20 protein-coding genes, 1 pseudogene and 1 riboswitch are annotated in these 21,815 nt (G+C 72.1%); of the genes and pseudogenes, 18 read left to right on the top strand and 3 right to left on the bottom strand.

From position 1 onward, the window contains the following. The first annotated feature begins 196 nt into the window (after positions 1-196). From hpnC to HW130_RS01230, 10 genes and pseudogenes are all read left to right on the top strand, one after another. Positions 197-1,114, top strand: a complete 918-nt coding sequence (gene hpnC, locus HW130_RS01275; RefSeq protein ID WP_177147439.1) for a squalene synthase HpnC — start codon at positions 197-199, stop codon at positions 1,112-1,114. Next, positions 1,111-2,061 (top strand): presqualene diphosphate synthase HpnD, encoded by a 951-nt coding sequence (gene hpnD / locus HW130_RS01270; RefSeq protein ID WP_177147438.1) that lies wholly within the window; start codon positions 1,111-1,113, stop codon positions 2,059-2,061. Before hpnC ends, hpnD begins: the two co-directional genes overlap by 4 nt. Before the next feature lie 130 nt (positions 2,062-2,191). Beyond that, positions 2,192-3,676: pseudogene (hpnE, locus tag HW130_RS01265) on the top strand (hydroxysqualene dehydroxylase HpnE); the annotation flags it as partial. Between the two features lie 38 nt (positions 3,677-3,714). Further along, entirely contained in the window at positions 3,715-4,800 is a 1,086-nt protein-coding gene (locus HW130_RS01260) for a polyprenyl synthetase family protein (RefSeq protein WP_177147522.1), read from the top strand. Positions 4,801-4,933: 133 nt separating this feature from the next. Further along, on the top strand, positions 4,934-6,973 hold the full coding sequence (gene shc / locus HW130_RS01255) for a squalene--hopene cyclase (RefSeq protein ID WP_177147437.1): 2,040 nt from the start codon (positions 4,934-4,936) through the stop codon (positions 6,971-6,973). After that, on the top strand, positions 6,973-7,638 hold the full coding sequence (locus tag HW130_RS01250; RefSeq protein ID WP_177147521.1) for a 1-hydroxy-2-methyl-2-butenyl 4-diphosphate reductase: 666 nt from the start codon (positions 6,973-6,975) through the stop codon (positions 7,636-7,638). Before shc ends, HW130_RS01250 begins: the two co-directional genes overlap by 1 nt. Before the next feature lie 5 nt (positions 7,639-7,643). Then, the gene (hpnH, locus tag HW130_RS01245) at positions 7,644-8,663 is read left to right on the top strand and encodes an adenosyl-hopene transferase HpnH (protein WP_177147436.1); all 1,020 of its coding nucleotides are present in this window, start codon (positions 7,644-7,646) and stop codon (positions 8,661-8,663) included. Between the two features lie 208 nt (positions 8,664-8,871). Next, positions 8,872-10,266 (top strand): aspartate aminotransferase family protein, encoded by a 1,395-nt coding sequence (locus HW130_RS01240; protein WP_177147435.1) that lies wholly within the window; start codon positions 8,872-8,874, stop codon positions 10,264-10,266. A 72-nt stretch (positions 10,267-10,338) separates the two neighbouring features. Then, complete coding sequence (locus HW130_RS01235) at positions 10,339-10,926, top strand: helix-turn-helix domain-containing protein (protein WP_177147434.1); 588 nt, start codon at positions 10,339-10,341, stop codon at positions 10,924-10,926. Between the two features lie 14 nt (positions 10,927-10,940). Continuing rightward, entirely contained in the window at positions 10,941-11,114 is a 174-nt protein-coding gene (locus HW130_RS01230; RefSeq protein WP_177147433.1) for a DUF6126 family protein, read from the top strand. An 18-nt stretch (positions 11,115-11,132) separates the two neighbouring features. Here the strand turns inward: HW130_RS01230 and HW130_RS01225 are convergent, their stop codons facing one another. Next, on the bottom strand, positions 11,133-11,945 hold the full coding sequence (locus tag HW130_RS01225) for a tyrosine-protein phosphatase (RefSeq protein ID WP_177147432.1): 813 nt from the start codon (positions 11,943-11,945) through the stop codon (positions 11,133-11,135). 729 nt (positions 11,946-12,674) lie between these two features. After that, positions 12,675-12,831: riboswitch (cyclic di-AMP (ydaO/yuaA leader) on the top strand. A gap of 4 nt (positions 12,832-12,835) precedes the next feature. On the opposite strand from HW130_RS01225, the gene HW130_RS01220 reads away from it, so the two are divergent. Both HW130_RS01220 and HW130_RS01215 read left to right on the top strand, forming a co-directional pair. Further along, on the top strand, positions 12,836-13,735 hold the full coding sequence (locus HW130_RS01220) for a LysM peptidoglycan-binding domain-containing M23 family metallopeptidase (protein WP_177147431.1): 900 nt from the start codon (positions 12,836-12,838) through the stop codon (positions 13,733-13,735). Between the two features lie 177 nt (positions 13,736-13,912). Further along, on the top strand, positions 13,913-14,704 hold the full coding sequence (locus tag HW130_RS01215) for an SGNH/GDSL hydrolase family protein (protein ID WP_177147430.1): 792 nt from the start codon (positions 13,913-13,915) through the stop codon (positions 14,702-14,704). Positions 14,705-14,755: 51 nt separating this feature from the next. On the opposite strand, the gene HW130_RS01210 is transcribed toward HW130_RS01215, so the two are convergent. Together HW130_RS01210 and HW130_RS01205 are read right to left on the bottom strand one after the other, a co-directional pair. Further along, positions 14,756-15,373: a TetR/AcrR family transcriptional regulator gene (locus HW130_RS01210; protein ID WP_177147429.1), complete on the bottom strand. Its 618-nt coding sequence runs from the start codon at positions 15,371-15,373 to the stop codon at positions 14,756-14,758. Between the two features lie 76 nt (positions 15,374-15,449). Continuing rightward, positions 15,450-16,028 carry a carboxymuconolactone decarboxylase family protein gene (locus tag HW130_RS01205; RefSeq protein ID WP_177147428.1) on the bottom strand — a complete coding sequence of 193 codons (579 nt, stop codon included), beginning with the start codon at positions 16,026-16,028 and terminating at the stop codon, positions 15,450-15,452. A gap of 265 nt (positions 16,029-16,293) precedes the next feature. On the opposite strand from HW130_RS01205, the gene HW130_RS01200 reads away from it, so the two are divergent. The 6 genes from HW130_RS01200 to HW130_RS01175 all read left to right on the top strand — a co-directional run bounded on the left by HW130_RS01200 (position 16,294) and on the right by HW130_RS01175 (position 21,742). Beyond that, on the top strand, positions 16,294-17,541 hold the full coding sequence (locus tag HW130_RS01200) for an MBL fold metallo-hydrolase (RefSeq protein WP_177147427.1): 1,248 nt from the start codon (positions 16,294-16,296) through the stop codon (positions 17,539-17,541). A 374-nt stretch (positions 17,542-17,915) separates the two neighbouring features. Further along, positions 17,916-19,769, top strand: a complete 1,854-nt coding sequence (locus HW130_RS01195) for an ATP-binding protein (protein WP_177147426.1) — start codon at positions 17,916-17,918, stop codon at positions 19,767-19,769. Positions 19,770-19,776: 7 nt separating this feature from the next. After that, on the top strand, positions 19,777-20,211 hold the full coding sequence (locus HW130_RS01190) for a roadblock/LC7 domain-containing protein (protein WP_177147425.1): 435 nt from the start codon (positions 19,777-19,779) through the stop codon (positions 20,209-20,211). Between the two features lies 1 nt (position 20,212). Continuing rightward, on the top strand, positions 20,213-20,584 hold the full coding sequence (locus HW130_RS01185) for a DUF742 domain-containing protein (protein WP_177147424.1): 372 nt from the start codon (positions 20,213-20,215) through the stop codon (positions 20,582-20,584). After that, positions 20,562-21,176 (top strand): ATP/GTP-binding protein, encoded by a 615-nt coding sequence (locus HW130_RS01180; protein ID WP_177147423.1) that lies wholly within the window; start codon positions 20,562-20,564, stop codon positions 21,174-21,176. Before HW130_RS01185 ends, HW130_RS01180 begins: the two co-directional genes overlap by 23 nt. Then, positions 21,173-21,742, top strand: a complete 570-nt coding sequence (locus HW130_RS01175; RefSeq protein ID WP_177147422.1) for a GAF domain-containing protein — start codon at positions 21,173-21,175, stop codon at positions 21,740-21,742. The genes HW130_RS01180 and HW130_RS01175 overlap by 4 nt, the downstream gene beginning before the upstream one ends. The last annotated feature ends 73 nt before the right edge of the window (positions 21,743-21,815 follow it).

The raw sequence follows: 21,815 nt of genomic DNA, 5'->3' as shown, positions 1-21,815 counted from the left end.
GGAATCGCGGCAAGTGCGGGGATTTATCCCTTCCGTCTCGGGGGTCGGGCAGTCACCGGAGGCGAGAATGGGCGGCGGCGTGTCCGAAATAGGATGTATTGGGTCGGCAGTGTAGAACGGGAGATGTGACGGCCATGACGGAATCTCCCCAGCTCCGCCACGCCTGTGCCGTCCGCGTCGTACCGGGCAGTGCGCGGTGACGGCCGCCCGGGAGGCGCGTGAGGCGTCCGCCCGCGCGACCCTCGACAAGGCCGCCCACGAGAACTTCCCCGTCGCCCCCTTCTTCCTCCCGCGCGACTGGCGCGACGACCTCATGGCCGTCTACGGATTCGCCCGCCTCGTCGACGACATCGGCGACGGCGACCTCGCCCCCGGCGGCGCCGACGCCCGCAGCCTCGGTGTCGGCCCCGCCGAGGCCGACGACCCGCTCGTCCTCCTGGACGCCTTCGAGGCCGACCTGCGCCGCGTCTTCGACCCGGCCGGCGACACCCCGCGTCATCCGCTGCTGCGCGCCCTGCTGCCCACCGTCCGCCGCCACTCGCTCACCCCCGAGCCCTTCCTCGGCCTCATCGCCGCCAACCGGCAGGATCAGCTCGTCCGCCGCTACGGGACCTGGGACGACCTGCGCGCCTACTGTGCGCTGTCGGCCACCACCGTCGGCCGGATGGTCCTCGCGATCACCGGCACGTCGAGCCCGGAGCGCATCCGCCGTTCCGATGCCGTGTGCACCGCGCTCCAGATCGTCGAGCACCTCCAGGACGTCGCCGAGGACCTCGCCCGCGACCGCGTCTACCTGCCCGCCGAGGACCTCGAGCGCTTCCGCGTCACCGAGGAGGACCTCGCCGCCCCCACGGCGAACGCCTCGGTGCGGGCACTGATCGCCTACGAGTCCCAGCGGGCCCGCGACCTCCTCGACGAGGGCACGACGCTCGTGGGCAGCGTGCACGGCAGGCTGCGGCTGCTCCTCGCCGGATTCGTCGGCGGTGGGCGCGCCGCCCTCGCCGCGATCGCCACGGCCGGACATGATGTGCTGCCCGGACCGCCCAAAGCCGCGAAGGCCCACGTACTGCGCGAAACGGGAGCGGTCTTGCGAAGAGCACGCAGGAAGGGATGAGCCGGACGATGGAGGGATCGCGCCAGACGCCCGCGCCGGTACAGGCCGCGTACCGCTACTGCGAGGCCGTGACCGGGCAGCAGGCCCGCAACTTCGCCTACGGAATCCGGCTGCTGCCGGCCGACAAGCGCCAGGCCATGTCGGCGCTGTACGCGTTCTCCCGGCGGGTCGACGACATCGGTGACGGTGCGCTGACCCCCGAGGCCAAGTACGCCCGACTGGAGGACACCCGGCAACTGCTCGACCGCATCAGGAAGGGCGCCGTCGACGACGACGACACCGACCCCGTCGCCGTCGCGCTCGCCGACGCGGCACAGTGCTTCCCCCTGCCGCTGGACGGGCTCGACGAGCTCATCGACGGCGTCCTGATGGACGTGCGCGGCAAGACGTACGAGACCTGGGACGACCTCAAGGTCTACTGCCGCTGTGTCGCGGGCGCGATCGGCCGGCTCTCGCTCGGCGTGTTCGGCACCCAGCCCGGCGCACGCGGCACCGAACGCGCCGCCGAGTACGCCGATACACTCGGCCTCGCGCTGCAACTGACCAACATCCTCCGCGACGTTCGCGAGGACGCCGCCAACGGGCGCAGCTACCTGCCCGCCGACGACCTGGCGAGGTTCGGCTGCTCCGCGGGCTTCCACAGCACGACCCCGCCGCCGGGGGCCGACTTCGTGGGCCTGGTCCACTTCGAAGCGCGCCGCGCCCGTGCGCTGTTCGCCGAGGGCTACCGGCTGCTGCCCATGCTCGACCGCCGCAGCGGCGCCTGCGTCGCCGCCATGGCGGGCATCTACCGCCGCCTGCTCGACCGCATCGAGCGCGACCCCGAGGCGGTGCTGCGCAGCCGGGTCTCCCTGCCCGGGCACGAGAAGGCGTACGTGGCGGTCCGCGGCCTCTCGGGTCTCGACGCCCGCCACATCGGCCGCCGCACGCAGGGGGGCCGCGCGTGAGGCCCCTCGCGGTAGCGGCCCCGCGAGGACCGCTCGCCCCTCCCGCCCGGCGCAACCGACCGCCGCACGCTCGCGCCGCGCGGCGGCGGGCAGGCCTTCCGGGAGCCGCGCAGCGGCTGCCCGTGGTACGCCCGCGCGGGGCCGTGCAAGGCCCGCATGCGCCGCATCCGCACCCGGAGTCGCCCGTGGCGGGGAGCATGTCCGTGACGCCTCCAAGGAGGGAGAGCCGATGACGGGCGACGACACCCTGGGGCCGCACGCCGTGGTCGTCGGAGGCGGCATCGCCGGAGTCACCGCCGCGCTGCAACTCGCCGAGGCCGGGCTCGAGGTCACCCTCCTCGAGGGGCGGCCCCGCCTCGGCGGACTCGCCTTCTCCTTCCGCCGCGGCGACCTCACCGTCGACAACGGCCAGCACGTCCACCTGCGCTGCTGCACCGCCTACCGCTGGTTCCTGGACCGCATCGACGCCGCCCGGCTGGCGCCCGTGCAGGACCGGCTGGACGTCCCCGTACTCGACGTGGCGGCTCCCGGGGGACCGCGGCTCGGCCGGCTGCGGCGTACCGCCCTGCCCGTACCGCTGCACCTCGCGGGCGGGCTAGCCGCCTACCCGCACCTCTCGCTCGCCGAGCGCGCCGGCGTCGCACGCGCCGCGATGGCGCTGGGCAGGCTCGACCCCGCCGACCCCGCGCTCGACGGCATCGACTTCGCCACCTGGCTCGGCCGGCACGGCCAGTCGCCGCGCGCCGTCGCCGCCCTGTGGGACCTCGTCGGCGTCGCGACCCTGAACGCCCGTGCACCGCACGCCTCCATGGGCCTCGCCGCCATGGTCTTCAAGACCGGGCTGCTCTCCGAGCCCGGCGCCGCCGACATCGGCTGGGCCCGCGTACCCCTCGGCGAACTGCACGACACCCTCGCCCGCAAGGCGCTCGACGCGGCCGGTGTGCGCACCGGACTGTCCACCCGCGTGCGGGGCATCACCCGCGCCGAAGGCGGCCGTTGGCAGGTGACGGCCGGCGGCGAGACGCTGCACGCCGACGCCGTCGTCCTCGCCGTGGCGCAGCGCGAGGCCCACGCCCTGCTGCCGGAAGGGGCCGTGGACGACCCCGGTCGGCTGCTGGACATCGGCACCGCCCCGATCCTCAACGTCCACGTCGTCTACGACCGCAAGGTGCTGCGCCGCCCGTTCTTCGCCGCGCTCGGCACTCCCGTGCAGTGGGTCTTCGACCGCACCCACGCCTCCGGGTGCACCGAGGGCCAGTACCTGGCGCTGTCGCAGTCGGCGGCCGAGGACGAGATCGACGATCCCGTCGCCGTGCTCCGCGAGCGCTACCTGCCCGAACTGGAACGGCTGTTGCCCGCCGCGCGGGGCGCACGCGTCCGCGACTTCTTCGTCACCCGGGAGCGCACGGCGACGTTCGCGCCCGCCCCCGGCATCGGCCGCCTGCGGCCGGGCGCGCGCACGCGCGCCCCGGGCCTGTACCTTGCTGGCGCGTGGACTGCCACCGGCTGGCCCGCGACCATGGAGGGCGCCGTGCGCAGCGGGTTCAGTGCCGCCGGTGCTGCACTCTCCGCGCTCGGCCGTCGCCATGAACATCCGCTCAAGGAGGCGGCGTGAGCACCAGGACTGGAACAAGAGGAGTAAGCGTGCCGACAGTGCCCTCGGCGAACCCGGCTGAAGACACCGCACAGACCGCCCAGGCCGTGGAAGCCACGGACATCGCCGCGCTGCTGGAGCGCGGCCGCACCCTGTCCACGCCGGTGCTGCGTGCCGCCGTGAACCGGCTCGCCCCGCCCATGGACACCGTGGCCGCCTACCACTTCGGCTGGATCGACGCCGAGGGCCGCCCCTCGGACGGCGACGGCGGCAAGGCGGTGCGCCCCGCGCTCGCGCTGCTGTCCGCCGAGGCGGCCGGGGCCGCGCCCGAGGTCGGCATCCCCGGCGCGGTCGCGGTCGAGCTCGTGCACAACTTCTCGCTCCTGCACGACGACCTCATGGACGGCGACGAGCAGCGCAGGCACCGCGACACGGTGTGGAAGGTGCACGGCCCCGCGCAGGCCATCCTCGTCGGCGACGCCCTCTTCGCGCTGGCCAACGAACTCCTGCTGGAGATCGGCACCGTGGAGGCGGGCCGCGCCACCCGCCGCCTGACCACCGCGACGCGCAAGCTCATCGACGGCCAGGCCCAGGACATCTCCTACGAGCACCGGGAGCGGGTCACCGTCGAGGAGTGCCTGGAGATGGAGGGCAACAAGACCGGCGCGCTGCTGGCCTGCGCCGTCTCCATCGGCGCGGTCCTCGGCGGCGCCGACGACCGTACCGCCGACACCCTGGAGGCGTACGGCTACCACCTCGGGCTGGCCTTCCAGGCCGTCGACGACCTGCTCGGCATCTGGGGCGACCCCGTCGCCACCGGCAAGCAGACGTGGAGCGACCTGCGCCAGCGCAAGAAGTCCCTGCCGGTCGTCGCCGCGCTCGCCGCCGGCGGCCCGGCCTCCGAGCGCCTCGGCGCGCTGCTCGCGGCCGACGCCAAGAGCAACGACTTCGACAGCTTCTCCGAGGAGGAGTTCGCCGCCAGGGCCGCCCTGATCGAGGAGGCGGGCGGCCGCGAGTGGACCTCCCAGGAGGCCCGCCGCCAGCACGCCGTCGCGATCGAGACCCTCGATGGCGTCGACATGCCGGAACGGATCCGCACGCAGCTCGTGGCGCTCGCGGACTTCGTCGTCGTACGGAAGAGATGATCACCATCACACGCAGCACGAGGCGGAGCGTCAGCCGCGCCATATGAATCGCGTCGCCGGCCGGTGACCTTGAGCGTCACCGGCCGACGGAGACCCCAGCACAGCAGAGGACCACTGCAACGAAGGGGAAGCCATGACAGCGACGACCGACGGAGGCAACGGGCCGCTGCGGGCCTCGGGTGCCGCTGCCGGCAACACGACCGCCCCCGCACCCGGCACAGCCACGACGGCCACGGGGCCCAAGGCCCCCGCGGACGTCCGCGAGGCCGCCGGGAAGGCGGTGGAACGGGCGGTCGACCATCTGCTCCGACGCCAGGACGCCCAGGGCTGGTGGAAGGGCGACCTCGAGACCAACGTGACGATGGACGCCGAGGATCTGCTGCTGCGGCAGTTCCTCGGCATCCAGGACGAGCGGACCACCGAGGCGTCCGCCCGTTTCGTGCGCGGGCAGCAGCGCGAGGACGGCACCTGGGCGACGTTCTACGGCGGCCCCGGTGAACTGTCCACCACCATCGAGGCGTACGTCGCCCTGCGGCTCGCGGGGGACCGGACCGACGACCCGCACATGCTGCGCGCTGCGGCGTGGATCCGCTCGCGAGGCGGCATCGCCGCGAGCCGCGTCTTCACCCGGATCTGGCTTGCCCTCTTCGGCTGGTGGAAGTGGGAGGACCTGCCCGAGCTCCCGCCGGAACTGATCTTCCTGCCCCCGTGGTTCCCGCTGAACATCTACGACTTCGGCCAGTGGGCCCGGCAGACGATCGTCCCGCTCACCGTCGTGTCCGCCAAGCGGCCCGTGCGTCCGGCGCCGTTCCCGCTGGAGGAGCTGCACACCGACCCGGACAACCCCTGCCCGCCCAAGGCGCTTGCCCGCGCGAGAAGTTGGGACGGGTTCTTCCAGCGCGCCGACAAGGCGCTGCACCTGTACCACAAGGTCGCCCCACGCCGTCTGCGCCGTACCGCCATGAACAGCGCGGCCCGCTGGATCATCGAGCGCCAGGAGAACGACGGCTGCTGGGGCGGCATCCAGCCCCCGGCCGTGTACTCCGTGATCGCGCTGCGCCTGCTCGGCTACGACCTGGAACACCCCGTGATGCGGGCCGGCCTGGAGTCGCTGGACCGGTTCGCCGTCTGGTACGAGCAGGACGGGCTGCCCGTCCGCATGATCGAGGCGTGCCAGTCACCGGTCTGGGACACCTGCCTCGCCACCATCGCGCTGGCCGACGCGGGCCTGCCCGCCGACCACCCGGCGCTGGTCAGGGCCGCCGACTGGATGCTCAGCGAGCAGGTCGTACGGCCCGGGGACTGGTCCGTGCGCAGGCCCGGACTGACGCCCGGCGGCTGGGCGTTCGAGTTCCACAACGACAACTACCCCGACATCGACGACACCGCCGAGGTCGTCCTCGCCCTGCGCAGGGTCAGGCACCCCGACCCGGAGCGTCTGGACGCGGCGGTCGAGCGCGGCGTCCGCTGGAGCCTCGGCATGCAGTCGAGGAACGGCGCCTGGGGCGCGTTCGACGCCGACAACACCAGCGCGTTCCCCAACCGGCTGCCGTTCTGCGACTTCGGCGAGGTGATCGACCCGCCGTCGGCGGACGTCACCGCGCACGTCGTGGAGATGCTGGCGTACGAGGGCAAGGCGGGCCACCCGCGGACCCGCCGGGCGATCGAGTGGCTGCTCGCCGAACAGGAGCCGAACGGCGCCTGGTTCGGCCGCTGGGGCGTCAACCACCTCTACGGGACGGGGTCCGTGGTTCCCGCGCTCACCGCGGCCGGACTGCCCGGGTCCCACCCCGCCGTGCGCCGGGCGGTCGCCTGGCTGGAGTCGGTGCAGAACGACGACGGCGGCTGGGGCGAGGACCTGCGCTCCTACCGCGAGGAGAAGTGGATCGGGCACGGCCCCTCCACCGCGTCCCAGACGGCCTGGGCGCTGCTGGCGCTGATCGCGGCGGGGGAGCAGGACGGCAGGGCCGCCCGGCGGGGCGTCGCCTGGCTCGCCGGCGCCCAGCGCGCGGACGGCTCCTGGGACGAGCCGCAGTTCACCGGGACCGGTTTCCCCTGGGACTTCTCCATCAACTACCACTTGTACCGGCAGGTCTTCCCGCTCACCGCGCTGGGCCGCTTCGTGCACGGCGAACCCCCCGCCGCCCGCGCGCACACCCGCAAGGGGGGATGATGGCCCGTCCCCCGGAGCCGGCCGGCTCCGCCGCACGGCTGCTGATCGCCTGCGCGCTCGGTATCGAGAAGGCCGCCCTGCGCAGCGGCGTCCGCGCCCTGGACGCGGACGGCCGGCCCGGGGACGTCACGGTGCTGCGTACCGGGATGGGTCCGGTCAACGCGGAACGGGCCGTGCTCGCCGCCTGTGCGAGCGGCCCACTGCGCGAGGCCGCCGTCGTCGCCTCCGGCTTCTGCGCGGGGCTCGCCCCGGGCATGCACCCCGGTGATCTGGTCGTCGCGGACGAGACCCGCTTCGACGAGGTCACCACCGCGTGCACGGCTGCCGGACTGCTGCGCCGGGCGGTGGCCAGGGCCGTACCGGGACGCACCGTGCACGGCGGACTGCTGACCGGCGTCGACCATGTGGTGCGGGGCAGCGAGCGCGCCCGGCTGGAGGCCACCGGGGCGATCGCCGTCGACATGGAGTCCGCGGCCACGCTGAGCAGCGCGCTGCGCACCGGCCCCCGCCCGGTTGCGGCCGTCCGGGTGGTCGTGGATGCTCCGGAGCACGAACTGGTCCGTATCAGCACGGTACGCGGTGGAATATCGGCTTTCCGTGTTCTTCGTGCCGTCCTTCCTGCTTTCTACGAATGGCACCGTTCTTTGCTGCTCCCCAGGAGGTGAGCCAGATGGCCATGCCGCTCCGCCAGACCATCAGGGTCGGGACGTATCTCTTCGAACAGAAGCTCCGCAGGCGTGAGAAGTTCCCCCTCATCGTTGAACTCGAACCACTGTTCGCCTGCAATCTCGCGTGCGAAGGATGCGGCAAGATCCAGCATCCCGCCGGCGTGCTCAAGCAGCGGATGCCGGTGGCGCAGGCGGTCGGGGCGGTGCTGGAGTCCGGGGCCCCGATGGTCTCCATCGCCGGCGGCGAGCCGCTGATGCATCCTCAGATCGACGAGATCGTCCGCCAGTTGGTGTCCCGGAAGAAGTACGTATTTCTCTGCACGAACGCGCTGCTGCTGCGCAAGAAGATCGAGAACTTCGAACCGTCACGCTACTTCGCCTTCGCCGTGCACATCGACGGACTGCGCGAGCGGCACGACGAGTCGGTCGCCAAGGAGGGGGTGTTCGACGAGGCAGTGGAGGCGATCAAGGAAGCCAAGCGCCGCGGCTTCCGTGTCACCACCAACTCGACCTTCTTCAACACCGACACCCCTCAGACCGTCATCGAGGTCCTGAACTACCTCAACGACGACCTCGAGGTCGACGAGATGATGATCTCGCCCGCGTACGCCTATGAGAAGGCGCCCGACCAGGAGCACTTCCTCGGTGTCGAGCAGACCCGCGAGCTGTTCAGGAAGGCGTTCGCCGGCGGCAACCGGCGGCGCTGGCGGCTCAACCACTCCCCGCTCTTCCTCGACTTCCTCGAAGGCAAGGCCGATTTCCCCTGCACGGCCTGGGCCATCCCCAACTACTCGCTGTTCGGCTGGCAGCGCCCCTGCTACCTGATGAGCGACGGCTACGTCCCCACCTACCGCGAGCTCATCGAGGACACCGACTGGAGCAAGTACGGACGGGGCAAGGACCCGCGCTGCGCCAACTGCATGGCGCACTGCGGCTACGAACCGACCGCCGTGCTCGCCACCATGGGTTCGCTCAAGGAATCCCTGCGCGCCGCCCGCGAGACGGTCAGCGGCAGCCGGTGATCCCACGGCGGCGGCGAGCGGCGGTCCGCCGGACCGGCCGCCGCGGCCCGGAGCCGTCCAGCACGTGAAGGGGGCAGACATGTCGATCCGCGACCACAGTCCGGGGGCCTCGGGACCTCACGGCGCTCACCGGGCCCGACCTCGGTCCGGCGCCGCCATGGCACTCCGGGACCGGCCTGCCGAGGGCCCAGGCAAGGAGAACTGAGTGATGACCGAGGCGTCCAAGGGCTTCGACCTGGCGACACTGCTGGCCCGGCGCGGGGCCGAACGCTACGAGCTGCACGCCCGTCACCTCAACCACCAGCTTCCGCGCATGCTGCACACCATCGGCTTCGACAAGATCTACGAGCGGGCCGAGGGCGCGTACTTCTGGGACGCCGACGGACACGACTACCTGGACATGCTCGCCGGGTTCGGCGTCATGGGCCTCGGGCGTCACCATCCGGTCGTACGCAAGGCCCTGCACGACGTGCTCGACGCCTCACTGCCGGACCTCACCCGCTTCGACTGCGCTCCACTGCCGGGCCTGCTCGCGGAGAAGCTGCTCGCCCACACGCCGCACCTGGACCGGGTGTTCTTCGGCAACAGCGGAACGGAGGCGGTGGAGACGGCGCTGAAGTTCGCCCGGTACGTCACCGGCCGGCCGCGGATGCTCTACTGCACGCACGCCTTCCACGGTCTGACCACGGGGTCCCTCTCGGTCAACGGCGAGCCCGGATTCCGGCAGGGCTTCGAGCCGCTGCTGCCCGACTCGGCCATCGAGCTCGGTGATCTGGACGCCCTGGAGCGCGAGTTGCAGAGCGGCGACGTCGCGGGTCTGATCGTCGAGCCCATCCAGGGCAAGGGGGTGCTGCCGAGCCCGCCGGGATTTCTGCGGGCCGCACAGGAGCTGCTGCACCGGCACAAGGCGCTGCTGATTGCCGACGAGGTGCAGACGGGCATCGGGCGCACCGGCGACTTCTACGCCTTCCAGTACGAGGCGGGCGTCGAGCCCGACATGATCTGCCTCGCCAAGGCCCTGTCCGGCGGCTACATCCCCATCGGGGCGACGCTCGCCAAGGACTGGATCTTCAAGAAGGTCTACTCGTCCATGGACCGGGTGCTGGCGCACTCCGCCAGCTTCGGATGCAACGCGCAGGCGATGGCCGCGGGCCTGGCCGTCCTGTCGGTGCTGGAGGACGAGCATGTCGTGGCGAACGCCCGGGTGACGGGCGAGCTGCTGCGGGCGCGGCTCGCCGCGCTCGTGGACCGCTACGAGCTGATGCGGGAGGTCCGCGGCCGCGGCCTGATGATCGGGATCGAGTTCGGACGCCCGGAGTCGATGCGGCTGCGCAGCCGGTGGGCCATGCTGCAGGCCGCCCGGAAGGGACTGTTCGCGCAGATGGTCGTGGTCCCGCTGCTGCAGCGGCACCGGATCCTCACCCAGGTCGCCGGCGACCACATGGAAGTGATCAAACTGATCCCGCCGCTGATCATCGGCGAGCGCGAGGTGGACCGGTTCGTGACGGCGTTCACGGCGGTCATGGACGACGCCCACAACGGCGGCGCCCTGATGTGGGACTTCGGCAAGACGCTGGTCAAGCAGGCCGTGGCCAACCGCTGAGCGGATCCCCGGAGCCTTTGCCTGAGAGGCAAGAAACTTGCCTCCTGGGCAAGAGCCTGGCGCAATGGACGCATGACCACTTCCGCCGCACCGACGGGCGAGGGGATCCACCACGTCGCGCCGCGGCTGCGCGAGCTGCGCCGCCGCCGCGGGCTGACCCTCGAGGCCGCCGCCCAGCGCGCCGGGCTCTCCCCGGCCCATCTGTCCCGGCTCGAGACCGGGAACCGGCAGCCCTCGCTGCCGATGCTTCTCGCCCTCGCCAGGATCTACGGTACGACGGTCGCCGAGGTCCTCGGCGAGCTTCCGCCCGAGCGTGAGCCGGTCATCCGGGCCGGCCGCCGAGAGCCGGCGTCCGCCGACGGCTGGACGTACCACCAGGCCGGCGCTCCCGGCCGGGCCATGCAGGCCCTGCGGGTGGTCGTCCCGTACGGAGCCCAGGGCGATCTGATCCGGGTGCACCCGGGCGAGGAGTGGCTGTACGTCCTCGGCGGACGGCTCCGTCTCGGCCTCGGCGACGCCGTCCACGAGCTGGCGCCCGGGGACAGCGCGCACTTCGACTCGCTCACGCCGCACCGCATCGCGGCCGCCACGCCCGAGGGCGCGGAGCTGCTCTTCATGCACACCCTGCTGCAGAGTCCCGATCCGCACCCGCACGTCTGACCCCGGAGGTTGTGATGACGCCCACATGGGACCCCCTGGACAAGCCCCTGCCGGACACGCCCGAGAACAGGCGTGAGGACCGCTTCCCGCGCGGCCTGGTCATCCGCCTGTTCGCCTACCTCGTGGCGGGGCACCTCGTCGCCGCGTTCCTCTACCTGCTCTTCCTCGTGGGCGGCCAGAACCAGTAGGCGGCCCCGCCCCGGGGCTCAGCCCTCTTCGACGAGCCGTTCGCGCAGCCGCTCACGGGTCGTCGCGGAGAGCCCGAGCCCCTTCGAGAGGTACTGCTCGGTGCCGCCCCACGTCTCCTCGATCGTCTCGAACGCGGCGGACAGATAGGTGGCGCGGGCGTCGAACAGCGGGCTCAGCAGCTCCATGACCTCCGCCGACATGGCCTCGGGGGAGTCGTCGCCGCGCTTGACCTTGTAGCGGCGGTGCGGGTCGTTCGACTTCAGGTAGTCCGCCTCGATCGCCTCGCGCTCCACGCCGACGGCGAGCAGGGTCACCGCGATCGACAGGCCGGCGCGGTCCTTGCCGGCCGCGCAGTGCATCAGCGCCGGGACGCTGTCCTCGGCCAATGCGTGCAGGACGCGGCTGTGCTCGGCGGTCCGCTCCTTGATGATCATCCGGTAGGAGGCGATCATCCGGGCGGCGCCCTTGCCGTCGGCCAGGATGGACTTCAGCTGGTCGAGGTTGCCGTCCCGGACCATCTTCCAGAACTCCGCGCCGTCGGCAGGGTCGCTCAGCGGGAGATTCACGTTCCGAACGCCCGGGAGCTCGACGTCCGGGCCTTCCAGCCGCTGGTCCGCCGCATTGCGGAAGTCGAAGATCGTGTGCAGCCCGAGGGACGTGAGAAAAGCGGCGTCGCCCTCGGTGGCGTGCGCGAGGTGCCCGCTGCGGTAGAGCCTGCCGTGCCGCACGCGCCCGCCGTCCACGGTCGGCAGTCCGCCCACGTCCCGGAAGTTTCGGACTCCGGCCAGCCGGGGTTCGGTCGACGGGGCCTGCGGCAGCTGCTGCGTCACGTGGACTCCTTCAGGCGACGGCCGTCGGCGCCGGTCGCCGACGATGGCGCGATCCGACGATACGGCACAGGTTCATCAGGCAATCATGTCGGTCGTGATGCGTTCCGTGCCCGCGGGCGTGGCGGGACCGGCCGCCCCGGCACCGTCATGAGGGCGGGGCCCGCGGGCGCCCCCGCGCACCACGCGGCCGGGCTCCGCGTGAATGGCCGGCCGCCGCGATCGAAAGCCGAGGAGTGCGGCGGCCCGGCCCGATTCCCTTTGCGTGAAAGGGGCCTGCCGTCATTCGCTTGGTGTTTCTCCGGGATGCGGCTGGCTGAATTCAGGGTGGCCGGAAACGGGCGGCGAGGGGCTCCGCCGTGGGCCGCGCGGCGGCAGGGGACGAAGTCGGGCGTTGCGGACGGCGCTTGGTGCCCAAGTGTGCCCTTAGATGATTGTTTATGCCTTCTGTCCGAATTGAGCCTTTACGGATAACGTGCCCAGGATACGGGGGAGATGGGATGCGGCTCGTGAGCAGGATCATATTCGTGACGGAACGTGCCTGCTTTCCCTGTGTCAATTCCGTGGTCGGCAAGGGAATTGACCGTCACTCGTCCACGGAGGGTGACGAGCGGTGCGGCCCGGAAATCGTGACCGGGAAAGCCGGGCGAAATTCGCGGCTTGTACCGCCCGGTGTACTCGCCTACGGTCACGCTCAATCCGGACGGACCGCCTAATCCTGCCGCCGACCGGACTTCGAACCCACTCACGCGTGGCAGGAGCGGGGGAACCAGGTAGTACGCCGTATCCGGAGAATTCGGACGGCTCGGGGTTAATTCGTGCAACAAGCGCGAACGGGCATCTCCAGCCCGAACCCGACAGCTCACCTCGCAGGCGCCGGAGAGGAATGCGCCATGCCCGGAAAGGGTAAGCACCGCCGTCCCAAGGCCAACCCCGTCACTCGCGGCCTCGTCGCCGCCGGTACGGGCAGCGCCGCCATAGCCCTGCCGCTGCTCGGCGCAACCGGCGCCAACGCCGCGACCCCCGCCGCCGCTCCCCAGAAGGCCGCTCCGGCCTCGGTCGCCGCGGCCGCTCCGGCCGCGGCGAAGGCCCCGAAGACGTACACCGTCGTCGCCGGCGACTACCTCGCCAAGATCGCCGAGGAGCAGAACGTCCGCGGCGGCTGGAAGAGGCTCTACAACGACAACCGCCGTGCCATCGGTGCGGACCCGGCGCTGATCCACCCGGGTCTCGAGCTGACCATCAACGCGAAGTCGAAGGCGAAGAAGGACTCGGAGCCGCGCTCCGAGTCCAAGCCCCGGTCCTCGCGCGACGCCTCGCGGGCCGCGGCCCCCGCCGCCGCGGCTCCCGCCGCCGAGGCCCCCGCCGAGAAGGCCGCCCCGGCGTCCTCGGGCTGGACCGCTCCGGTCGGCGGCGGTGTCTCCACGCCGTACCGCGCGTCCGGTGCCATGTGGTCCAGTGGCTACCACACCGGCGTCGACTTCATCGCCGGCAGCGGCACCAGCGTGAAGTCCGTCGGGCCGGGCACCGTCGTCTCGGCCGGCTGGAGCGGTTCGTACGGCAACGAGGTCGTCATCCAGCACGGTGACGGCACCTACTCGCAGTACGCCCACCTCTCCTCCCTGTCCGTCTCCAGCGGTCAGAGCGTTTCAGGCGGCGAGCAGATCGGTCTGTCCGGTTCCACCGGCAACTCCACCGGTCCGCACCTGCACTTCGAGATCCGTACCAGCCCGTCGTACGGCTCCGACATCGACCCGCTGGCCTACCTGCGCCAGCACGGCGTCTCCATCTGACGTACACCGGCGGCCCGTTGGGCCGCCGGCCGCGCATCCCTCGTTCCGTCCGGCGGCGGAGCGGGGGATTCCGCGTATTCCGGCTTGACGGAAACTTGACAGGTGGCATAGATCACCTCCCGTCAACCCCTCCTTACGGTCGCGTAGGTCACATCCGTAAAGGAAAGATGTGCTCCCGTGGCAGACGATTCGAGAACAGAGAACAAGGGCGTATTCGGGTCGTACGCGGCGATCGGTGACAGCTTCACCGAGGGCGTGGGGGACCCCGGTCCCGACGGGACGTACGTCGGCTGGGCGGACCGGTTCGCGGTGCTGCTCGCCGACCTGACGCCGGAGCACACCTTCCGGTACGCCAACCTCGCCGTACGCGGCCGCCTCCTCGACCAGATCGTCGACGAGCAGGTCCCGAGGGCCAAGGAACTCGCCCCCGACCTGGTGACGTTCTGCGCGGGAGGCAACGACATCATCCGGCCGGGCAGCGACCCGGACGACGTGGCCGAGCGGCTCGAGCGGGCCGTCGCCGACCTCAAGAGCTCGGTCGGCACGGTCATGGTGACCACCGGCTTCGACACCCGGGACGTGCCGGTCCTGCGTCATCTGCGCGGAAAGATCGCCACGTACACCGCGCACGTGCGGGCCATCGCCGACCGCCACGACTGCCCCGTCCTCGACCTGTGGTCGCTCAAATCCGTTCAGGACCGGCGTGCGTGGGACGCGGACCGGCTGCACCTGTCACCCGAGGGCCACACCCGCGTCGCCCTGCGCGCCGCCCAGGTGCTCGGTCTCGACGTGCCCGCCGACCCGGACCAGCCCTGGCCGCCGCTCCCGCCGCGCGGTGCCTTCGAGGTGCGGCGCGACGACATCCAGTGGGCGCGCGAGTACCTGGTGCCGTGGATCGGCCGACGGCTGCGGGGCGAGAGCTCCGGCGACCATGTGGCGGCCAAGCGCCCGGACCTCCTGCCGCTCTGAGCCGAGGCGGCACAGTGCCCGGGGCTCACGCCCCGGGCGCAGACGCCCCGGCTAGCGGGACGCCGTGAGCGACTCGCGGTCCACCCCCAGCTCGCGGGCCAGCGCCTCGTCCGTCCACTGCAGCATCGCCGCACGGGTCAGCGAACCCGCGTACGACGTCATCTGAACGGCGAGCCCGTCGAGGAACGCCGTCAGACGCCAGGCCGCGGCCGCCGGGTCCTCGCACGGGAACTCCCCGGCCTCCGCGCCCTCCGCGATCACCTCGGCCAGCGCCGCCTTCCACTGCTGGTCGAGGGCGCGGGCGACCTCGCGCAGGGTCGGATCGCGCAGGGAGGCCGCCCAGGCGTCGATCCACAGCCGCCAGCCCTTGGCCTGGCCGGTCGGGGCGTACCAGCGGACGGCCGCCCGCAGCCGGCGCAGCGCGGAGGTGCGCCGCCCGAGGATTTTGCGCAGGTGGGCCAGGTCGGCGTCGGCGGCATGCGTGAACGCCGCGGCGACCAGCTGTTCCTTGGACGAGAAGTGGTAGAGCACCAGGGCGCTGGAGACGCCGAGGGACGAGGCGACATCGGCGATCCGCACGGCCGCCACGCCGCGCTCCTCGATCTGCTCGACAGCCGCGTTCAGCAGCTCCTCACGCCGCTCCGACACGTTCAACCGAATCCGGGCCACGGCGTCACCCTACACAGCCGATCTTGAGCGGGATCCCCCTTCCTGCCGAGGCGGAAGGGGATGCGGTGGTCCGGGCTCAGGCCGCCGTTCCGGTGGCGGACCGTGCGGCGGCCGGGATCTCGCAGTGGTCCTTGAAACCCTGGCTGGTCAGGCCGAGTGCCGCATTGATGCGCGAACGCAGGTTCTCCACCGCCACCATCGCCGTCAGCTCCACGAACGCCTCCTCGCCCAGCGCCGCGAGCAGGCGACCGGTCAGCTCGTCGGTCACCTCCGGCGGATTCGCGGTCATCGCCTCGGCGTACTCCATGACGTCCCGCTCCAGCGGGGAGTAGACGTCGCTGTCCCGCCACACGGGGACGTCCCGCACCTTGCGCGCGTCCATCCCTCGCGTCCGGTTCTCCCAGTGGCCGAAGTCCATGCACCAGCTGCAGCCGATCGACGCCGCGGACGCCATCGTGGCCAGCGCCTTGAGGTCCGTGTCGAGTGCCTTCCACCTGGCGACCGACATCTCCAGCCTCAGGTCGGTGAACAGCACCCGCCGGTTGTGTCCCAGGGCCCGCAGCGGGTCGAGGGCCTTGCCGTACCTGCGCCGGGTGTACCACTCGGTGAGGCGCAGGAACAGGGTGCGGCGCGGTGCGAGGGAGATGCGGGCCATGACGGGCCTCCTGCGGTCGTCGTGCGTGGCTCCGTACCTGTCGTACGGGTCTTCGCGGTGTCCTTTCGCCGGTACGACGGACGGGGGCCGCCGGAATGTGACATCGCGCCGGCAGGCTTCGGCGCGGGGCCCGTGGGGAGGGGGCAGGAACACCGGCGCCGGGGTGCGCGTTGCCCGTCATGACGGATCGGACGCAGCGCAGGACACCTGGCGTGACGTGCGTGCCCGCACATAATGAAGAAGCCCCCGATCATCAGGAGGTGTCGTGACCGGCGCTGGTTCCCCCCACTCGCTGAGAGCCCGGCTGCGTTCACTCAGGCCGGCCGCCTTCGGAGCCGACCCGGCCGGGGAGCGGATGGCGCGAATCCGCCGCTCTCCGAACTTCGCCGACGGCGTCTTCCGCAACCCGGTGGGCGCGCGCACCAGGCCCTCCGGCGGTTCCATGGTCGAATTCGCCAAGATCTACTTCGAGAAGGAGGCGCGGGCCCGCCGGACCCCGGTCGGTCATGTGCCCGTGCACCCGACCACCGTCGCCGATCTCGCCGAGCCGCCCGCCTCCGGGCTGCGGCTGACCTGGATGGGCCACTCCAGCGTCCTGGCGGAGATAGACGGCCGCCGGATCCTCTTCGACCCCGTCTGGGGCGAGCGCTGCTCCCCCTTCGCCTTCGTCGGGCCCAAGCGTCTGCATCCCGTGCCCGCGCCGCTCGCCGCTCTCGGCACCGTCGACGTCGTGGTGATCTCCCACGACCACTACGACCACCTCGACCTGCCCACCATCAGGGCCCTCGCCGGCACGGACACCGTGTTCGCGGTCCCCCTCGGTGTGGGCGCCCACCTGGAGCGCTGGGGCGTGGCCCCGGACCGGCTGCGCGAGCTCGACTGGAACGAGTCGGCCGAGGTCCACGGCATCCGGCTGACCGCCACACCGGCCCGCCACTTCTGCGGGCGCGGACTGCGCAACCAGCAGCACACCCTCTGGGCCTCCTGGGCGGTGGCCGGCCCCGAGCACCGGATCTACCACAGCGGCGACACGGGATACTTCCCCGGCTTCGCGGACATCGGGGCGGAGCACGGACCGTTCGACGCGACCATGATCCAGATCGGCGCCTACTCCGAGTACTGGCCGGACATCCACATGACACCGGCAGAGGGCATGCGGGCCCACCTGGACCTCCAGGGCGGTACGCCGTCCGGTGTGATGCTGCCGATCCACTGGGGCACGTTCAACCTGGCGCCGCACCCGTGGGCCGAGCCCGCCGAGGGCACCGTCACGGCCGCGTCCGGCGCCGGAGCCGCCGTCGCGTTGCCCCGTCCGGGTGAGCCCTTCGAGCCGACCGCGGCGAACGTGCCGTCCGCGCTGTGGTGGCGCGCGGTGGCGACCACTCCGGCCGGAGGCTGGACCCCTGCGACGGACGCCGCCGCGGCCACGGCGTCGGCCGTCACGGCCCCGCAGGCCCCTCCCGCGGCCGACAAGGACCCGGGCGGCACCCCGGAGGCTGCGCCCTCCCGCTGACCGGGAATCGCATCGGGCCGCAGCCGCAGCCGGAGCCGCAGCCGGCTCGCGTCGCACCGCATCCGTCGGCCGCACCCTGCGGCGGCCGGATCGGAACGGCCGGATCCAGCCGTGATCATCACTGTCGACCCCGTTGCCGCCCCGCGGCACGGGGTCGACGCGTGTTTTCGGGCTGGCGTACGAGCCCTCATACCAGAGCGGGACGCACGGCGGGGAAGTTTCCCAACTGCCCGCCGGACGCGGCTGCTCCGCGACTACCGTGTGTGGCCGGTGATCCACGGTGGGCTTGCCTTCGTGTGCCCTCGGCCCGCCGCGCACCGACGTCGCCCAACCGCAGTACGCCGATTCCTGGGGCCCACGTACCAAGGACGCTGATGTCTCAACTACGCGCACCCGCCACGCGGTCCGACCGCCGAGAGGGCGGGCGTCACGGCCGGCCAGGCGCCCGCACCCTGTCCTCGCCCGGGCGGTCGCAGACCTCGACGCCGTCGGAAACCCGCATAAGACCCCAACTCCTGCGCTCCGCAGTCCTGCCCACCGTAGCCGCCGCCCTCAGCGGCGCGGCAGCGGTGCTGTTCACCTTGCGTGTCGCGTCCCCCGAACCGACCCTCGCCCTGTGGGCCGTACTCCTGGGCATGGCCGCCCTCGCCGTGACGGCCGTGGCAGCGGCCGCCGTGGGCGCCGACCGCACGGCCAAGTCCCTGCTCGACCGCGCCTCCACGCTGCGCCGCACCACCGCGCGGGGACAGGCCGAACTGCGCACCGTCGTCGACGGACTCCGCCGCGGCGAAGTCCCCCAGCCCCGCCGCGACTCCGCGCCCCCGGTGCCCGGGGCGGACGAATTCGACCTGCTGGCACAGGAGTTGGCCCGCTCGCACGACGCCGCCGTCACGGCGGTCGTCCAGGCGTCCCGGCTCTCCAGCAGCGTCGGCAACGAGCAGAAGGTCGAGGTCTTCGTCAACCTCGCACGGCGGCTCCAGTCGCTCGTCCACCGCGAGATCCAGCTGCTCGACGAGCTGGAGAACGAGGTCGAGGACCCCGAGCTGCTCAAGGGCCTGTTCCACGTCGACCACCTCGCGACCCGCATCCGCCGGCACGCCGAGAACCTCGCCGTCCTCGGCGGCGCCATCTCCCGCCGCCAGTGGTCGAACCCGGTCACCATGACCGAGGTGCTCCGGTCCGCGATCGCCGAGGTCGAGCAGTACCCGCGGGTCAAGCTGGTACCGCCGGTCGACGGCACGCTGCGCGGGCACGCGGTCGCCGACGTGATCCACCTCCTCGCCGAACTCGTCGAGAACGCCACCCTGTTCTCCGCGCCGCACACCCAGGTCCTGCTGCGTGCCCAGCACGTCACGGCCGGGCTCGCCGTCGAGGTGGAGGACCGCGGCCTCGGCATGCCCCTCGGTGAACAGGACAAGATGAACGCCCTGCTCACCGACCCCGACCAGGTCAACGTCGCGCATCTGCTGCAGGACGGGCGGATCGGCCTGTTCGTGGTCTCCGCGCTGGCCCGTCGGCACGGCATCGCCGTACGGCTGCAGTCCAACATCTACGGCGGGGTGCAGGCCGTACTCGTCCTGCCGCTGGGCCTGCTCGGTGCCGAGCCGGGCGGATTCGCGCAGAACGAGGGCGAACAGCCCTCCGCCGGGCCCCGTATCGCGGCCACCTCACCGCCCCGGCTCCCGCAGTCCCCGGCGATCCCTCGGCCGCAGCCCGCCGGGGCCGACGCCCAACCGCCGGCTGATCCGCATCCGCGGACACGGCTCCCGTCCGAACCGCTCCCGCAGCACCGGACACAGCCGCAGCCGCTGCCCGCACAGCGCGAGCCGGTCCGGGTCTCGGACCGGCTCGAACCCCTGCCCGTACGCGGCGAGCACGGCGAGCGACCCCACCCGGCCGCCGCCCAGCCCGGTTACGGCCACACCCCGTCCCACCAGGAACCGCAGGAACCGGCAGCGGACCCCCCGCAGACCGACGTCGACCCGCTGCGCCCCCACGCGGTGCGCGACACCATGGGCCGCCCCCAACTCCCCAAGCGCCGCAGTCAGGAGCACCTGGTCCCGCAACTGCGCGACGCCCCCGCGCCGCGCAAGGACGACGACCAGGCCCTCCACGACCCGGGCCTGATGGCCGCCTTCCAGCGCGGCATCGGCCTCGCCGCTGCGCAGCCGCCGACCGCCCCGGCACGATCCGACCTGCACCCCCAGGACACCACCATCAAGGAGTAGATGCACCATGGCGAGCGATGTGCCGTCCGGCCACGTCTCGGACCTCGACTGGCTGCTCAGCGGCCTCGTACAGCGAGTGCCGTACACCCGCAACGCTGTACTGCTCTCCTCCGACGGCCTGGTCAAATCCGTTCACGGCCTGGACAACGACAGCGCGGACCACATGGCCGCCCTGGCCTCCGGCCTCTACTCGCTGGGCCGCAGCGCCGGCGCCCGCTTCGGCGACGGCGGCGAGGTGCGCCAGGTGGTCGTGGAACTCGACTCCACCCTGCTGTTCGTCTCCACGGCCGGCTCCGGCACCTGCCTGGCCGTGCTCGCCGGACGCGAGGCCGACGCCGCCGTGCTCGGGTACGAGATGGCGATGCTGGTCAAGAGCGTACGGCCGTACCTGGTCACGCCGGCCAGAGCGGCCGCGGGGGTGCCGAGCACTGCGGGGCAGTGACATGCCCGCGCCCAAGGAGGGGCCGCTGCTGGACGACGCGGCCGGCCGGCTGATCCGTCCGTACACGGTCAGCGGCGGCCGCACCCGTCCGACGACGGCGCTGGATCTGCTCAGTCTGGTGATGGCCACCGGATCGGCGCCGCAGGGACACCTCGGCCCCGAACACACCATGGCACTCGGACTGTGCCACGGGCCGACGTCGGTCGCCGAGATCTCCGCGCACCTGAGGCTGCCGGCCGTCGTCACCAAGGTGCTCCTTTCCGACCTCGTGGCCTGCGGCGCCGTCACCGCGCGGGCGCCGCGCACCCATGACACATCCACGGACCGATCACTCCTGGAGGCGGTGCTCGATGGCCTACGACGACGGCTCTGAAACCGCCGACCTGTTTCCGGCCGCGCTCAAGATCCTGGTCGCGGGCGGTTTCGGAGTGGGCAAGACGACGTTCGTCGGAGCGGTCAGCGAGATCGATCCGCTCAGCACGGAGGAGCTGCTCACTCAGGTCAGCGCCGCGACGGACAGCCTGGACGGCATCGAGGCCAAGACGACCACCACGGTCGCCATGGACTTCGGCCGGATCACGCTGGACGCCCGCCACGTGCTCTACCTCTTCGGCACACCGGGCCAGGAGCGCTTCTGGTTCATGTGGGACGAGCTCTCCGAGGGCGCGCTCGGAGCGGTCGTCCTCGCGGACACCCGCCGCCTGGAGGAGTCCTTCTCCGCGGTGGATTTCTTCGAGCGGCGCGGCATCGGGTTCGTCGTCGCCGTCAACGAGTTCGACGGTGCGTACCGCTACGAACCCGACGAGGTGCGGGCGGCGATCGACCTCAAGCCGGAGGTGCCGGTCGTGCTGTGCGACGCGCGGGTCGCCGGCTCCGGGATCGCGACCCTGGTCACCCTCGTCCAGCATCTGCTCACCACCACCGCCCAGCCCGCCCCGGCACCGAGCTATGGAGCACCGACATGACGTACGACCCCACCGGCCACCTGCTGCTGACCCCGGTCGACCGCGAGGCACCCGCCCGCGTGCAGCGCCTGCGCCAGCTCGGGTTCGGGGAACGGCCCGACCCCGCCTTCGACGACTTCGCCCACAAGCTCGCGGAGGTGACCGCCGCGCCGTACTCGATGGTCAACTTCATCGACGAGAAGCGGCAGTTCTTCGCCGGGCTGCACACACCGGGCGGCACGCACCGCGGCACCGACCTCGGCGCGGCCGCGACGGGCGGCGGGGTCAGCCGGTTCATGGCGCGGGACCACGGCTACTGCCCGCATGTGGTCGTACGGCGCAAGGCGCTCGTCCTGGAGGACGTCTGCGACTACCCGCGTTTCGCCGGCAATCCGGTCGTCGACGAGATCGGCATCCGCTCCTATCTGGGAGCGCCGCTGATCGACCGCACGGGGATCGCCCTGGGCACGATCTGCGTGGTGGACACCGAACCGCGCCCGTGGGGCAGGGCGGGGCTCGAGACGATCAAGTCCCTGGCGGCGGAGCTGATCGCGCAGATCCACCGGCGGGAGGACGGGAGCATCTGAGGCGGGGCCCCGGGGCGGGCGGGCGCCCCGGGGCGTGTCGCCCCAGGAACCGTCCTCCGCGCTGTCGCCCGCG

Source organism: Streptomyces sp. PKU-EA00015 (assembly GCF_013387495.1).
Taxonomy (GTDB): Bacteria; Actinomycetota; Actinomycetes; order Streptomycetales; family Streptomycetaceae; genus Streptomyces.
Note: the sequence above shows the minus strand (reverse complement) of the source record. Positions and strands in the feature narration are given on the sequence as shown.